General features: G+C 44.9%; 15 protein-coding genes and 2 riboswitches. Of the genes, 3 read left to right on the top strand and 12 right to left on the bottom strand.

What is annotated here, in order from left to right; all coding sequences use genetic code 11:
- Positions 1 to 3: 3 nt before the first annotated feature.
- Both BUB35_RS08275 and BUB35_RS08280 read right to left on the bottom strand, forming a co-directional pair.
- Positions 4 to 462: a Na+/H+ antiporter subunit E gene (locus tag BUB35_RS08275; RefSeq protein ID WP_072850785.1), complete on the bottom strand. Its 459-nt coding sequence runs from the start codon at positions 460 to 462 to the stop codon at positions 4 to 6.
- 604 nt (positions 463 to 1,066) lie between these two features.
- Positions 1,067 to 2,401, bottom strand: coding sequence for an APC family permease (locus tag BUB35_RS08280; RefSeq protein ID WP_072850787.1), 1,335 nt, complete (start codon positions 2,399 to 2,401; stop codon positions 1,067 to 1,069).
- Positions 2,402 to 2,495: 94 nt separating this feature from the next.
- Positions 2,496 to 2,562: riboswitch (glycine riboswitch) on the bottom strand.
- Positions 2,563 to 2,565: 3 nt separating this feature from the next.
- A riboswitch (glycine riboswitch) is annotated at positions 2,566 to 2,664 on the bottom strand.
- Positions 2,665 to 2,852: 188 nt separating this feature from the next.
- Between BUB35_RS08280 and BUB35_RS08285 the strand changes: the two genes are divergently transcribed.
- On the top strand, positions 2,853 to 4,379 hold the full coding sequence (locus BUB35_RS08285; protein WP_072850789.1) for a putative polysaccharide biosynthesis protein: 1,527 nt from the start codon (positions 2,853 to 2,855) through the stop codon (positions 4,377 to 4,379).
- A gap of 54 nt (positions 4,380 to 4,433) precedes the next feature.
- Here the strand turns inward: BUB35_RS08285 and ylqF are convergent, their stop codons facing one another.
- From ylqF to BUB35_RS08335, 10 genes are all read right to left on the bottom strand, one after another.
- A complete protein-coding gene (gene ylqF / locus BUB35_RS08290) occupies positions 4,434 to 5,378 on the bottom strand; it encodes a ribosome biogenesis GTPase YlqF (protein WP_084730617.1) in 945 nt (314 codons plus the stop codon).
- 11 nt (positions 5,379 to 5,389) lie between these two features.
- Complete coding sequence (gene lepB, locus BUB35_RS08295) at positions 5,390 to 5,953, bottom strand: signal peptidase I (RefSeq protein ID WP_072850791.1); 564 nt, start codon at positions 5,951 to 5,953, stop codon at positions 5,390 to 5,392.
- 133 nt (positions 5,954 to 6,086) lie between these two features.
- Positions 6,087 to 6,431 (bottom strand): 50S ribosomal protein L19, encoded by a 345-nt coding sequence (gene rplS, locus BUB35_RS08300; RefSeq protein WP_022254826.1) that lies wholly within the window; start codon positions 6,429 to 6,431, stop codon positions 6,087 to 6,089.
- Between the two features lie 140 nt (positions 6,432 to 6,571).
- Positions 6,572 to 7,510 (bottom strand): AEC family transporter, encoded by a 939-nt coding sequence (locus BUB35_RS08305; RefSeq protein WP_072850793.1) that lies wholly within the window; start codon positions 7,508 to 7,510, stop codon positions 6,572 to 6,574.
- 73 nt (positions 7,511 to 7,583) lie between these two features.
- Positions 7,584 to 8,096 (bottom strand): adenine phosphoribosyltransferase, encoded by a 513-nt coding sequence (locus tag BUB35_RS08310; protein WP_072850795.1) that lies wholly within the window; start codon positions 8,094 to 8,096, stop codon positions 7,584 to 7,586.
- A gap of 13 nt (positions 8,097 to 8,109) precedes the next feature.
- Positions 8,110 to 9,888 carry a single-stranded-DNA-specific exonuclease RecJ gene (gene recJ, locus BUB35_RS08315; protein WP_072850797.1) on the bottom strand — a complete coding sequence of 593 codons (1,779 nt, stop codon included), beginning with the start codon at positions 9,886 to 9,888 and terminating at the stop codon, positions 8,110 to 8,112.
- A 107-nt stretch (positions 9,889 to 9,995) separates the two neighbouring features.
- Complete coding sequence (locus BUB35_RS08320) at positions 9,996 to 11,030, bottom strand: aldose epimerase family protein (RefSeq protein WP_072850798.1); 1,035 nt, start codon at positions 11,028 to 11,030, stop codon at positions 9,996 to 9,998.
- A 22-nt stretch (positions 11,031 to 11,052) separates the two neighbouring features.
- Positions 11,053 to 11,991 (bottom strand): ROK family glucokinase, encoded by a 939-nt coding sequence (locus BUB35_RS08325; RefSeq protein ID WP_072850799.1) that lies wholly within the window; start codon positions 11,989 to 11,991, stop codon positions 11,053 to 11,055.
- Between the two features lie 297 nt (positions 11,992 to 12,288).
- Complete coding sequence (locus tag BUB35_RS08330) at positions 12,289 to 12,942, bottom strand: hypothetical protein (RefSeq protein ID WP_072850801.1); 654 nt, start codon at positions 12,940 to 12,942, stop codon at positions 12,289 to 12,291.
- 104 nt (positions 12,943 to 13,046) lie between these two features.
- Positions 13,047 to 13,427: a C-GCAxxG-C-C family protein gene (locus tag BUB35_RS08335; protein WP_072850803.1), complete on the bottom strand. Its 381-nt coding sequence runs from the start codon at positions 13,425 to 13,427 to the stop codon at positions 13,047 to 13,049.
- Positions 13,428 to 13,564: 137 nt separating this feature from the next.
- Between BUB35_RS08335 and BUB35_RS08340 the strand changes: the two genes are divergently transcribed.
- Complete coding sequence (locus tag BUB35_RS08340) at positions 13,565 to 13,999, top strand: MarR family winged helix-turn-helix transcriptional regulator (protein WP_072850805.1); 435 nt, start codon at positions 13,565 to 13,567, stop codon at positions 13,997 to 13,999.
- Complete coding sequence (locus BUB35_RS08345) at positions 13,996 to 14,637, top strand: YczE/YyaS/YitT family protein (RefSeq protein WP_072850807.1); 642 nt, start codon at positions 13,996 to 13,998, stop codon at positions 14,635 to 14,637. Before BUB35_RS08340 ends, BUB35_RS08345 begins: the two co-directional genes overlap by 4 nt.
- Positions 14,638 to 14,757 lie beyond the last annotated feature (120 nt).

Genomic DNA, 14,757 nt, shown 5'->3' on the forward strand with positions numbered 1-14,757 from the left:
GGCTTATTCCTCCAACTTTCTCAGCTGCTTGACAAATACCGATTCTTCGATGCCTTCTGTAAAGGATTTGTCCAAAGCATGAATGGTGTATTTGTTATCCTCCAGTGCAACTGTATAGGTACCCGGCGTCAGTGTAATACAGTTTGCCAGTGTAACCCTTGCTACTTCTGTTTTCAAATCTGTTTCGAAGGTATAAAACGTCGGATCTGCTTCCAGCCCGGGAGAAAGAATGATGCGGATAACAGCCAGATTGGACTTAATCACTTCCCAAACCAGAATGATGCCATATTTGATGAAACGAGGGATTTTGGCAATCAGCTTCAAGTCATTCTGAATGCTGTAATCCATATGTTTGGTCATAAACCAGTACAACCAACCGCAGATTACCAGACCAAACAGGAAAATCTCCAGAGTCACCTTGCCGCTGAATATAAACCACAATATAAGCAAAATCAGGTACATTCCATCATCCCTCCGCAAAAGCTGCAAAAATCAAAACCATTGTTGCTGGCACCCATCGGTTCTAAAATATTAGCCGATAGTGTCCTTGTATTGTAATCCAATGTCTATATTATGATTTACATACAGGAAAATGTCAAGTGACATAGTGCTATATGACGGTTTATTTCCTAACATTTTCTTAACACGGCACTTTTTATTGTTTAATATGTATATTTTCTTTGGAAAATAACTATTTTTATATGCATTATATACAATTTCGTGGTATTTAAAACAACACAAAAACAAAGTAAAAATTGCCTCTTTTGCCTATTTTTCAAGCAGAACAGGCATTTTCTTATTTTGCATATGTTGTATGACAAGAATTCGATTTTTCTTGATTTTTTTACCTTTTTGAAGTGGAATCTCCCTTATCGTATCTTTGATTACAAAATGAATCCTTTTGTTTTTTGTCGTAGACACAATGCACATTGTAATTTTTTTACAAAATTGGGTATAAAATGTTTCTTCCCATATGAAATATAAATAAAAAACAGATACTCAAAGAGAGTATCTGTTTTAGAGGGAATTTTAATGAATACAAAAATTTGCAGTTTTTTGTTATTTTTTATCTTGCATTTTTACCTTTTGTTGTTGCCGCATATACGGGAATACCGATCAGTGTTACAACGATACTGATAGCGGAAAGAACTGTTGTCTGCAAACCAGACATAAACAGCTGGTTGATGATTACATACAGACCACTGATGATGGCAATAGCAGGAATTACAGGATACAGAGGAACTTTGTATGTTCTAACTGTATCAGGCTGTGTCTTACGCAGACGGATCACTGCCATAAATGTCAGTGTATAGAAAATCCAGCAAGAGAATACAGCCAGGTTTGTCAGCATGTTGAACTGACCACTGACAGCGTACAGAGCGCCCAGAATACTTACCAGCAGGATTGCATTGAAAGGTACCTGTGTTTTGCTCAGTTTTGCCAGAGATTTGCTGCCGGGCAGAGTGCCTTCTGCTGCCAGAGAGTAGCATACACGAGAACCAGACAGAACGAAACCGTTTGCTGCACCCAATACGGAGATCATGATACCAACGGAAATGATCTTACCGCCGAAATCGCCGAATACTGCAATGGCTACTGCAGATGCAGGCACCGCGATATTCATCATTTCATCTGCAGGCAGTACCCACAGGTATGCCAGGTTGATAACGAAGTAAACAGCCATGATGATGGATACACCACCAACGATTGCTACAGGCAGGTCTTTGCCGGGGTTTTTCATTTCCCCTGCGATAGCACCTACGTTTGTCCAGCCTTCAAATGCGAACAGTACCGCGATCATCAGCTGACCCAGAACAACTGCGGGGTTCAGATCGGGACCGATCATGGGGCTGAAAATGGGATTGTCGCCGGAACCTTTGATAAAGCCGAATACCATCAACAGAATCAAAGGAATCAGTTTACAAATCGTAAATACAACCTGTGCGCCGCCGCCTACTGCGGAGCCCAGACCGTTCAAAACAATAACGATAATAATTGCTACAATTGCTACAGGCAGGATCAAACCGTCCCCTACGAACAATGCTGCCTGCTGTGCAAATGCTACAGAAAGTGCTGCGATCATGGCGGGGTAGAACAGAATGGTCTGCATCCAACCAGCCAGGAAACCTACCTTTCTACCAAATGCTTCTTCCAGATATGCAACCATACCACCTGTTTTAGGAATCATGATTGCTACTTCCGCAAAGGTCATTGCCGCCGCAATACATACAAGACCAGTGATCAGCCATGCAATCATACCCAGACCTGGTGCGCCGCCTGTGGCTGTATAGATTGCCTGTGGCTTCAGAAATACCCCAGAACCAATTACACATCCGACTACTGTTGCCATTGCAGTAGAGATACCCAAATTCTTTTTCAGTTCCTGTTTGTTATTTTCCATAAATCATCCTCCTTCATCTTTTTTCGAAAATCACCGCTCTGGACAATAAAAGAGGATATGTAGGCACACTGCACCATGTTTGCCTGCATATCCTCTCTGTATCTTTGCCTGAAAGTTTTACTTCTACGGCGATTTCATCGTAAATGAAATACTTTCCAGAGCTCCATCCACAAAGGGTCTGTTTACCTGAAAGATTCTCCACAGTCGGCGGCTGCGGATTGCTTCATCGGTTTCGAACGTCCGAAGTCTCCCCTCTGCATCAACTGGCTTCCCTATGATTTTCTTATAGATAGTATATAAAAAAATACAGAATTTGTCAATATTATTGATTAACTTTTTTCGCCTAACTGAAATTTATTTCACTATTTATTACAAATGTACACAAAGAAAATACAATCATATTTTTTTGTTTTTCCTATAAAATATAAAAAGCCTTTTTTTGGAGGAACTTATGGGACGCAAACAACTGCTGGTAGGAACAGCCATACTTGCCGGCGCAAATATCCTGACAAAATGCATGGGATTTTTTTACCGAATCTTCATGTCCAACTATATCGGCGCAGAAGGCATGGGGCTGTATCAATTGATTTTGCCCTTATATACACTGGCATGGAGCATCACTGCTGGTGGATTCACCGTAACCGTTTCCCGCCTGACTGCCCGCGAACATGCCCGCGGAGAAAATGGTTCCATCGGCAGAATTGTCAAACAATCTGCTTCCTTGTGTCTGCTTTTGAGCATCCTTCTCAGCTGTGTTCTCTTTTGGGGTGCAGACTGGATTGCCCTGCATGTCTTACAAGAATCCAGGACGGCTCTTTCGCTGCGGCTGCTGGCATTTGCCATTCCTTTTATGTCCGTTGGTTCCTGCCTGCGGGGATTTTTCCAGGGACTCCAGCAAATGACAGTTCCTGCATTTTCACAAATTCTGGAGCAATTGCTTCGCATTGGCTCCATTTATCTGCTGGCAGGGATTTTTGTACCACGAGGATTGGAATATGCTTGCTTTGCTGCCGTCTGCGGCATCGTGCTGGGCGAAGCCGGCGCTTTTTGTTATACGTTCTTCCACTACCTGCACAAAAAACGCCGTTGGAAATTCATTCGTAAACCTGCCATCTCTTCCGGCGCATGTTTTTCCCTGATATTATCCATGGCAATTCCCTTAAGTGCCATCCGCATCACCGGTTCCCTCCTTTCCACGCTGGAAAATATCCTCATCCCCCAGCGTTTGGCATTATACGGAAGCAGTTCTCAAGAAGCACTGGCTTCCTATGGGGAACTGACAGGGATGGTAATGCCTTTGCTGATGTTGCCTTCTGCCTTTCTCATGGCATTTTCCGTTTCACTGGTGCCTGAAATTTCTGAAGCGTGTGCTGTCAGCCAGAACAACCGCATTCGCCGTACTGTTTCCGCTTCCCTTTTGCTGACCTCTATATTAGGTGCTGGTTCTGCCTGTCTATTCGCTGTTTTCCCTCGGGAAATCTGTTATGTTGTCTACGGCAGGAGCAATTTAGGGCAGCTTTTGTTTCCACTGGCATTTCTCTGTCCTCTTTTATATGGGCAAACCACCATCAACGGTCTGTTGAATGGCTTGGGAGAACATTTTTTCCTGTTCTGGAGCCATATTCTTTCTTCTCTCATTACCATTGCTTTTATTTGGTTCGCCATGCCTTATTGGGGATTAAGTGCCTTCTGTGCCGGATGGTTTTGCAGTCTACTAGCGGTCACCATTCTTTCTTTGCGGAAACTGAAAAAGCGCACAGGTGTATCGCCATCCCTCTTTGACTGTTTTGGACGTCCCATCCTTGCAGGCATTGCTGCGGCTCTTATTATCCGTCTGATCATCCAAACCAGTACCCCTTCCCCTCTGTTATTCTGCGGAACACTGTTGGGTATGGGCATACTGTATCTGGTCTTTCTGGGTGCATTGGGCTGTCTGAATGAAGATACCCTGCAATTGCTGAAAAGAAAGCGTACATAAAAAATAAGGGCTTGCTGTCGCAAAACAGCAAACCCTTTTTATTAATTGCTTTATTTATTTCTTTCTTTTTTTGTATTCTGCCTTTCTGGCTTTATCCGTCTGGGCTTTTTCTTTTTCTCTGGCTTCTTTTTCTGCCAACATATCATTGATGTCTTCCGGCAGTTCCAGTGTCAGGCGACCTAACTTGCCACCGCGGTATTCATCCATAAGGATTTTAGAAGCACGTTCCAAGTCAGGTTCATCCCCTTTGAGTTTAAAGCCTCTGGCTTCCGCAATCTGACGCAGTACATCATGGGGCTCCGCAATGGTATCAAATTCGATATTATACCGTTTGCGGATGCAGTCGGGATTTACCACCATCATATGATTGATGAACGCTGTTGCCAATGTCTGGGCATCCAGAATATCATCGTTGATGGCACCAGTAAATGCCAGTTTCAGACCTACCTGCTGATCTTCAAATTTGGGCCACAAAATCCCGGGTGTATCCAGAAGTTCAAAGTCTTTTTTCAGTTTTATCCACTGTTTGCCGCGGGTCACACCGGGTTTATCCCCTGTTTTTGCTGTGGTTTTCCCCACATATTTATTGATGAAAGTGGATTTTCCTACATTTGGAATACCGGCAATCATGGCGCGGATAGGCACATTAATTCTGCCTCTGGCGCGAAGTTTCTCGATTTTATCTTTCATTAATGCACGAGCTGCGTTTGTCACATCTGCCATGCCTGTACCTTTGACGGCATTCATTTCAATGACATGAAAGCCTTTTTCTTCAAAATATTTTGTCCAGATTTCCGTTGCCGCCGGGTCTGCCAGGTCACTCTTGTTCATAAGCAGAATGCGGTGTTTGTTTTTCGCCAGTTCATCCAGATCAGGGTTTTTGCTGCTATATGGAATTCTGGCGTCTACCAGTTCAATGACAATATCCACCAGAGAAATGGTTTCCTCCATCATACGGCGAGTTTTTGTCATATGCCCCGGATACCACTGTATATGCATAAAATTCCTCCTTATTTCACCATGCCAATATCACTGAAAGGATACAGACGCAGTACCACCCTGCCCATGATATCCTCTTTTTCTATGGCGCCAATGGACTGCCTGCGGCTATCCGTGCTGGCATTTCGATTATCCCCCATAACAAAATAACAGTCCTCAGGCACAACAAATGGATAGGTGATGTCCCCTTTATCCTGCATAGGTTCTGCAATATAAGGTTCCTCCACCAGCGTCCCATTTATGTATAAATGATAAATGCCGCTGCCATTGTTCCGCAGATCAATTTCATCTCCGGGCAAACCAATGACGCGTTTGATGATATTTTCCTGATATTCCACATTATCCAGCTTGCAGATAACAATATCATCTACCTGGGGTGAAGCCACTCTTGTTTCCAGTTTATTGATCACCAGAAAATCCCCATGGTGGAAGTTAGGCTCCATAGATGAGCCTTTCACATAGATGGTACCGATGACAAAGGTGCGCAAAAGCAAGACAATGACAACAATTGCCACCATCTGTATCAAAGTTGAAATCCATACTTTCTTGTCCTTCTCTGTTTTTTTCCTGGACATTGCCCCTGCGCCTCCTTTCCACTTCCCTATCTTTACCAATATACCATCTTACCCCTTTTTTCGTCAAATGCAAAATCACATTTGCCTTTCACGAAAAAAGCCTTGATGAGAAACTCACCAAGGCCTGTTTTTCTTATCTCAATACTTCTTTTACCTTTGCTGCTTTACCAACCTTATCTCTCAGGTAGAAGAGTTTCGCACGTCTTACGATACCGCGTCTTACTACTTCGATACGATCGATTCTAGGAGAATGCAAAGGCCATGTTCTTTCCACGCCAACGCCGGATGCAATACGTCTTACTGTGAAAGTTTCTCTGATGCCGCCGCCCTGTCTTTTGATAACAACGCCTTCGAACATCTGCAGTCTTTCTCTAGAGCCTTCGACTACTTTCGCATATACACGAATTGTATCACCTACGTTAAAAGGAGTTACTTCGCTTTTCAGCTGTTCCTGTTCCAGTTCTCTGATGATATCCATTTTGTTTCCTCCTTTCCCCAAAGACGTTCTTACCGCCATCCTCTTGATGCGCCATTGGACCGTCCGTAATCAACATGAAAGATTATACCACGCCTCCGGGTGTTTTGCAAGCACTTTTTATACTTTTTACTGCTTTTTTCTTAGTACAGAAAGTGCGCCAGCCATACGCAGGCAGGCAGTTCCACAACGGAAATCAAAGTGGTCAAAAGTACAATATCCGAGGACATTTTTTCACCATATCCATACTTTTCCACCATCATAGGCACAACAACTGCCGCAGGCAATGCTGCCGTTACCAGAAAAATGGATTTTGCCATGTCCCCCGCCGGAACAATCAGCATGACTGCCCACGCCAAAAACGGCATCGCCAGCATTTTTACAATACTCAATTCCAGCGCATCCTTTTCATGGAACAGCTGCTTGATGCCGCTGCTGCCAGCCAGTGCACCTATGTAAATGAGGGAAAGAGGTGTAGAAAGGTCCCCTAACCGTGTCAAAAAGTCCAGAAGCGCCTGTGGCACAAACTGCACCGTATGGCTCAATGTCAGCGCCAGACCAAGGAAAATAGCAATACAGTTAGGGTTCACAGCACCTTTGAGGAATGTTTTGCCCATCTGTCCGCCGCTGCCGCCCTGTTTGCCGCCAAGGACATAAACACCATAACTCCACAGATACAGATTCAGCCCCAAAACGCCGGCAGACATATACATAACGCCCACATCTCCAAAAAAGATTGCCGCAACAGGCAGACCAATAAATCCATTATTCAGGGAACCAGTGGTGATGTCCAGCATATCCAGCAAACGTCCATCCAGCTTTCTTGCCTTTCCGTAAAGACGCATCAGAAAACCGAATATCATCATGGCTGCCGCCTGAGCTGCCATCATCAGGAAAAAGCCAACCAGAATATCATTGGTGATTTCAATATTGGCAATGGTAGTCACCAGCATAGCCGGAATTGTTGCCTGCATAACCAGACCGCCCAGCCCTTTATTGACTTCACGGGTGAGCCATCCTTTTCGGTATCCATAATACCCCACCACTATCATGGCAAAGAGTATAAAAAACTGACCGTACATATTCTCTCCCCTTTCAAAGGAAAAGATACCTTCGCTGTGAAAACAACAAAGGTATCGTCTTTATCTTCTGTAATCAATAATGCAGTACGGAACTGATGTTATATCCTTCCAGCACGTCTCTGCCGTGGAGGAAATCCAGTTCGATGAGGAATGCCAAACCAACCACTTCCACACCAACGCTTTCTATCATTTCAATGATGGCTTTTGCAGTGCCGCCTGTAGCCAGCAGGTCATCCACGATGACAACTTTCTGTCCGGGCTGGATGGCGTCTTTATGCACTTCAATGACAGCTGTGCCATATTCCAGCGCATACTCCTTGCTGATAACTTCCGCAGGCAGTTTGCCTTTTTTGCGCACGGGAACAAAGCCTTTTTTCAGATTGTAAGCCAAAGGCATCCCGAAAATAAAGCCACGGGATTCGGGACCCAAAATCAGGTCAAAATCCACGCCGTCCAGATTTGCCTGAATCTGGTCAATGGCTTCCCGCAGGGCGTCCCCTTCTTTCAACAGTGTTGTAATGTCCCGAAAAATGACACCTTCTTCGGGGAAATTTTCAATTGATCTGATCTTTTCTTTCAAATCCATGGTTTTCGTCCTCCTATTTCGACACCCGGAAATCCCGAATCACAAGCTGTACGGACTGCCTGCCATTATAGGAATTGATGTCAATGCTGTATACAAAGTCTAATGCCATGGGAAGTTTCCCATACTGTATTATTTTATCACAATCCTCTGCCGGATACAATTCTTTTAGAATTCCCCGCAGATTTTCCAGTCCATTGAAATCCACCGCAGACAATACCATACGAGAAGCATCTTCCCGCAAAGTCAGCTGCATCATATCCTTATTTTTTCCAACCAGACGAATCCGTTCCACCCATACATGCTGTGTGGCAAAAAGGGGTGATGGATTTTCCTTGCCAAAAGGCGCCAGTCCTTTCAGTTCTTCCGCCAGCTTCATATGAATCTGGGAAAAGTCCAGTATTTTCTCAATACGCAGCACCGGTGTCATATCCTGTTCCGTCAATTTGCATTCCTCATTGAGCCGCTGCCGCAAAATGGGAATATTTTCGTGAGGCAGCGAAAGTCCTGCTGCCATGGCATGTCCACCAAAGCGTGTGAACAATTCCCGACAGTTATAAAGGGCTTCGAAAATATGATAGCCTTCGATACTGCGGGCAGAACCTTTTGCGCCTTCTTCCGCTTTTGTAATAAGGATGGTAGGATGATAATACTTGTCCTTGATGCGTCCAGCCACAATGCCGGCAATACTTTCATGGATTTCTCCGTCATAAAGTACCAGCACTTTTTCCAGAGGCGTTTCCTGCTGGTCCAGCTGTTCCGTCAGCCGTTCCACCGCCTGTGTGGTCATTTCTTTTCGTTCTTCGTTCAGCTGCATCAAGTGGCGGGCAATGGCACGGGCTTTATCCACATCTGTTTCCCGAAACAGTTCCACAGCGATTCTGCCGCTTTCCAGACGCCCTGTGGCATTGATGCATGGTCCTACCACAAATCCCAGATGGTATTCTGTAACCTGTTTATCCGCCAAACCTGTTTCTTCCAATAAAACACGCAACCCCACATTGGTGGTATGCTGTATTTCCTGCAATCCCAGCTTTACAATGGTGCGGTTTTCATCCAGCAGATCTACAATATCGCAAACGGTTGCCACTGCCGCAAAACACAGCAGTTCCTTTTCCAAGGGGTCGCCGCTATAGCCAAACCGTCCCAACAACAGCAGGGCAAATTTATAAGAAATTCCTGCGGCGCACAAGAAAGGAAAAGGATATTCACAATCCCGCCGTTTCGGGTCGATAACCGCATCCCCGCTGGGCAGAATATCCCGCCATGCGCCTTCTTTGCCTTCTGTGAAAGCTGGTTCGTGGTGATCCAGTATGACCACTTCCATACCAAGTTCCTTCGCCAGCGCCACTTCCCCCATGGCCGCAATGCCGTTATCACAGGTAAAAAGCACCCCAACGCCTTCAGCCGCCAGCTGTTCCACCGCTTTATTGTTCAGTCCGTATCCTTCCTGCTGGCGATGGGGCACATAATAAGTCACCTCACCGCCGCATTTCTCAATGGTACGGCTCAATATGGTGGTACTCATGACACCATCCACGTCATAATCCCCGTAAACGGCAATCTTCTTTCCTTTTTTGATAGCCATGGTAATCAGGTCCAGTCCTTTTTCCATATCCTGCATTTCCAGCCCATTGTGCAGACTAGATGCATCGGGATACAGAAAATCATGGGTCTGTTTTCGGGAAAGCAGTTTCCGATTGGCAAGAACTGCCGCCGTCGCCTGCTGGATGCCCATATCTGCTGCCATGGCACCAATATCTACTTTTGTACGTTTCAATTGCCAGCGTTTCATGGCAATCCTCCTTTTTTCTCTCATCATAAAAAAGGCTCTGCATCTCACTGGAAATGCAAAGCCTTTTCTTGATTTCCCATCAAACGGTATATGTAATGCCTTTCAGATCAATCTTTGGAAAAAGCGAAAATGGTCTGACTGCGGAACCATTCCCCCTGACGCAGTACTGCTGAAGGGAAATGTCCATATGCTGTTGCGTTAGGGAAGCCCTGTGTTTCAAAACAGAATCCACTACGGCGACCATAAACGGTGCCATTTTTCCCTTTCACAACGCCATCTAAGAAGTTGCCGGAATAGAACTGCACACCAGGCTGGTCAGAATATACTGCCATACGGATGCCTGTTTCTTCCCCAACTGCTTCGGCGCATTTGCGAACCATATCTTTCTGGTAACCATTGGGAATCCAGTTATGGTCATAGCCACTGCCGTTTTTCAGCTGTACAAAGTCCGCATCAATGCGTTCCATGATTTCATGGGGTTCTCTGAAATCCATGGGTGTGCCTTCTACTGTAGCAATCACACCTGTAGGCAGGCATTCGTTGTTATTTTCTGTATAAAAATCTGCGAGAATCTGTACTTTATGCTGTTCCAGTGTGCCTGCATCATGACCGTTCAGATTAAAATAGCTGTGGTTAGTCAGATTCAGCACCGTATCTGTATCACAGACTGCCTGATATTCCACACAGAAACGGTTTTCATCATCCAAACGATACCGCACTTCTGTGCAAAGGGTACCGGGATAGCCTTCTTCCCCGTTGGGGCTGGTGTAACGCATGCAAAGGGCATCGTCCTCCACATCTGCTGTCCAAACCTTTTTGTCAAAGCCTTCTTTGCCTCCATGAAGATGATTTGCACCGTCGTTGCAGTACAATTCATATTCCACACCATTGAGGACAAAACGACCTTTGCCAATACGGTTGGCGAATCTGCCTGCCACTGCGCCCATGAATTTGTCCTGTGCTTCATAATCCGGCATGGTGTCATAGCCCAGCACCACATCGGTTCCCGCAAATTTCAGGGACTGTACTGCCGCGCCATATGTGAGGATGGTAACTTCTGTCCCCACACTGTTTTTCAGGGTAAAGGCGAAAACCGCTTCCCCTGTCTTTGTCTGTCCGAAAAGACGTTTTTTGATTTCCATATCCTTCTCTCCTTAAAAAATATCAGTCATGTATCATCATTCTTGCCGCACCATAAATGCCAGCATCATTTCCCAATTCAGCCAGTTTGAATTTTGTATCTTTCTGGGTGTGGAAAGCAAATTTACGGAAGTACTCCTCGATGGGATCTGTCAAAAATCTCCCCGCTTTTGACACACCACCGCCAATGAGAATCAATTCCATATCTGCCAGCGCACAGCATCCAGCCAGTGCCATACCCATGGTCTTTGCCATAAAGTCAAACACTTCCATTGCCAGCGCGTCCCCTTCTTTTGCCGCATCAATGACATCTTTTGTGGTCAGGTCGGCTTTGTCACGCAGAATGGAAGGTGCATCGGTTTCTGCCAATTTTTTCTTTGCCAGACGCAGGATGCCTGTTGCGGAAGTATACTGTTCCAGACAGCCACAGTTTCCGCAGTTGCAGTGCTCTGTTTCTAAGGGATTCACGCAGATATGCCCCACTTCTGCCGCACTGCCGGTAACACCGCCATGAATCTTGCCATTGAGAATCAGACCGCCGCCGATACCAGTACCAATGGTAATCATCAGCACATCATCAAAGCCTCTGCCGCCGCCTTTCCATACTTCCCCCAGGGCTGCCACATTGGCATCATTCCCAGCTTTTACTTCAAATCCTGTCAGGGCTTTCAATTCTTCTGTCACATGCATGACACCCCAGCCCAGATTCACACAATGGTTTACCACACCATCATCTGTGACAGGTCCAGGAACACCAATGCCTGCCCCTTTGACAGATGCTTTGTCAATGCCACGTTTTTTCAATTTTTCTTCCAGACTTGCAGCAACATCCGGCAGGATGGCCTTGCCCCCGTTTGATGTATTGGTCGGGATTTCCCATTTTTCCACCAGTGTGCCTTCCGTTGTAAACAGACCGATTTTCACAGTGGTACCGCCTACATCAATGCCAAAAACATAATCCATTTCTACACCTCATGTATATCTGATTTTTGCAGTCCGCTATTTCACGGTGCAAATCAATTTTTCAGTCACTCGGAGACATTATACCATACTTTATAGGAAATGTCTTTGTGCAATCTCCATGAGTTCCTATCCCTTATGTTGCAACATTGATACAAATGCGCCCCAGCTTTTCCTTTTTCTTTACATGCTTATGCGGCGAAATTTTCGGACATGCCAAAAAAAGATGGTTCTTTCCATATTTTCCATCAAAAAAGCCCCGCAGACCATTTTGTCTACGAGGCTTTCTATTTGATAGCATTACAATTTCTGATGGATAAATTTCATTTCTTTCTTGCAGTCTTCCCGTTCTTCCAGTTCTGAATGCTCTGCCAGATACTTTCTTGCACCTGTGCGGTTGGCTTCAGAAACCATAGCCAGAACCTGCAAAATATGGTAATAGTGTGCGAATTCTGGATTCTGTCTTGCTCTTTCAAAGTCTGTTGCTTTCAGAACCAGCAGCTTTCTTGCCGCTTCATCCTTATCCAGATGGAACAGTGTCAAAGCCAGCATGATATAGTATTCCTGCGCCATAACGGTGTTCAATCCCTTTGGAGGTACTGTCAGAAGGCGATTTTTCGCTGTTTCGTAATCACCTTTTGCCATATAGCCTTTACCGATCTGTGTCAGCAGCATTGCCTGCATGGCGCGGCTTCTCTGTCCCTGCAATGCTTTTTCCATGGATTCGATATATTTATCGGGTTCCTGCTGCAGCAAAGGATTCATGGCTTTCACTTCTTTTTCCAGATCCTGCAGATACTGTTTATTCACAAATACGCCGCCTACAAAAAAGCCAGCAATGATGATGCCATAAAGACCCCAGAATGCTTCACCCAAAGCGCCTGTGGTCTGCAGCCAGATGGCAGCGATCAAAAACACCAGCAGAAGTGCCCAATAGATTTTTCTTGCTTTCATAGTAATTCTCCCAACCTCTTTCTTCCTTATAAGACAAGTAATCACGCAGAAGAATACCACAGCCAGCGCCTAAGTGCAAGGGTTTTTCCAAAAAACATGCCCCTTTATACATTTTTTTCCATAAAACCCGTTTTTGCAATGGTTTCTTCCAGCAATGCCCCAATATCTCTCATCAAATCTATGCAGTCCAGTTTTCCTGCCGAAAGGGTCGGACAATCCATAGCCTCAAACTTTTCCCGAAATGCCAGCAGGAAAAACAGCCGCTGTTTTTTCGCTTCTTCCGGCTCAAAGAGAATCCCCAGTATCATAATGGCAGCCACCAAGGCACTGCATATACCACCAATCCCAAAACCGCTGCAAACAGCCCCGCAGCTGTCTATCAATTCTTTTGACAAAGGAAAACCATATTGGTCTGATGCTGCCCGCAATAACGCCAAAGAGCAGTTTTCACCTGCTCTGCAATATGCCATTGTTTTCTCTTTCATGAATGATTCACCTCATTTTTCCTCCTGTCCTATGATATGAAGAAAATCAGGTTTTGTCCCCCTCTTGACAAAATTTCACGGAAGTTCTATACTTCGTTTAGTTTGATTTCCAACTATTTTCAAAAGGAAGTGTTTCCATGAATTACGGAGATTTACATTATTTATTGCTTCTGGCATTCAACCGCTCCAATAAAGCCATTGTGCGTCAGACAGCCAAAGGGGATCTGCTGCCCGGTCAGCCGAAAATACTGGAATTTCTCTGGGAACATCCCGACTGCACCCAAAAAGAAATTTCACTGGGATGCGTTCTGGATAAGTCCACCGTTACCAGTCTGGTCACCCGTATGAAACAGCAGAACTACCTTACCAAAGCACCCGACCCATCGGACCGGCGCAATTATCGCCTTTCCCTCACCGAAAAAGGGAAGGAAAAAGCTGTGGAGGTGCGAAAAGTCTGCGCTTTTGTGGATAAAATCGCATGGCAGGACATTCCGCCGGAGGAACAGAAACAATTTCTGAAAACATTCCAGAAAATCCTGCTGAATTTAGAAACTTTGGAGGCGACAATATGAAAAAACTCATTTTCCGCTACATCTGGTTTATATTGGGCATTCTCATCAACTCCTTCGGTATCGTTTTCATCACCAAAGCCAGTCTGGGAACTTCCCCCATTTCCAGTGTGCCTTATGTTTTAAGTTTTCGTTTTCCCCTTTCCTTTGGTGCATTCACCTTCCTGCTGAATATGCTTTTCATTCTGGGCGAAGTAATTCTGCTTCGCAGACAATTCCGTCCTTATCAATATCTGCAAATCGTGGTAAATATGATTTTCAGCAGCTTCATCGACATCAGCATGACACTGTTGGAAAGTTTCACTCCCACCCATTTTGCAAGCCAGATTCTTTCCCTGTTGGTAGGATGTACCATACTGGCATTGGGTATCTGCATCGAAGTTGCCCCTAACGTGCTAGTGGTTCCCGGCGAGGGCATCGTCAAAGCCATTTCTCAGGTCAGCCGCAAAAAATTCGGCAGTGTCAAAGTCATTTTTGATGTCACATTAATTTTAACCGCTGCCTGTCTTTCCCTGCTGTTTTTCCACCATTTGAACGGCTTGGGCATCGCTACCATCATTTCTGCACTTTTGGTGGGCAGAATCGTAAACATTATCCAGAAACATCTGCACATTTTACAACGTATCCCAACAGCCGCATAAATTCATACAAAAAAAGAAGGTATGCTTTAGAGGTATCTTCACAAGAAAACAAAAAAGCTGAAATCCTTATCATACAAAGGATTCCAGCTTTTTTTACTGAGATTATATTGGTTATGTTTT

This window comes from Anaerotignum lactatifermentans DSM 14214 (assembly GCF_900142265.1).
GTDB lineage: Bacteria > Bacillota > Clostridia > Lachnospirales > Anaerotignaceae > Anaerotignum > Anaerotignum lactatifermentans.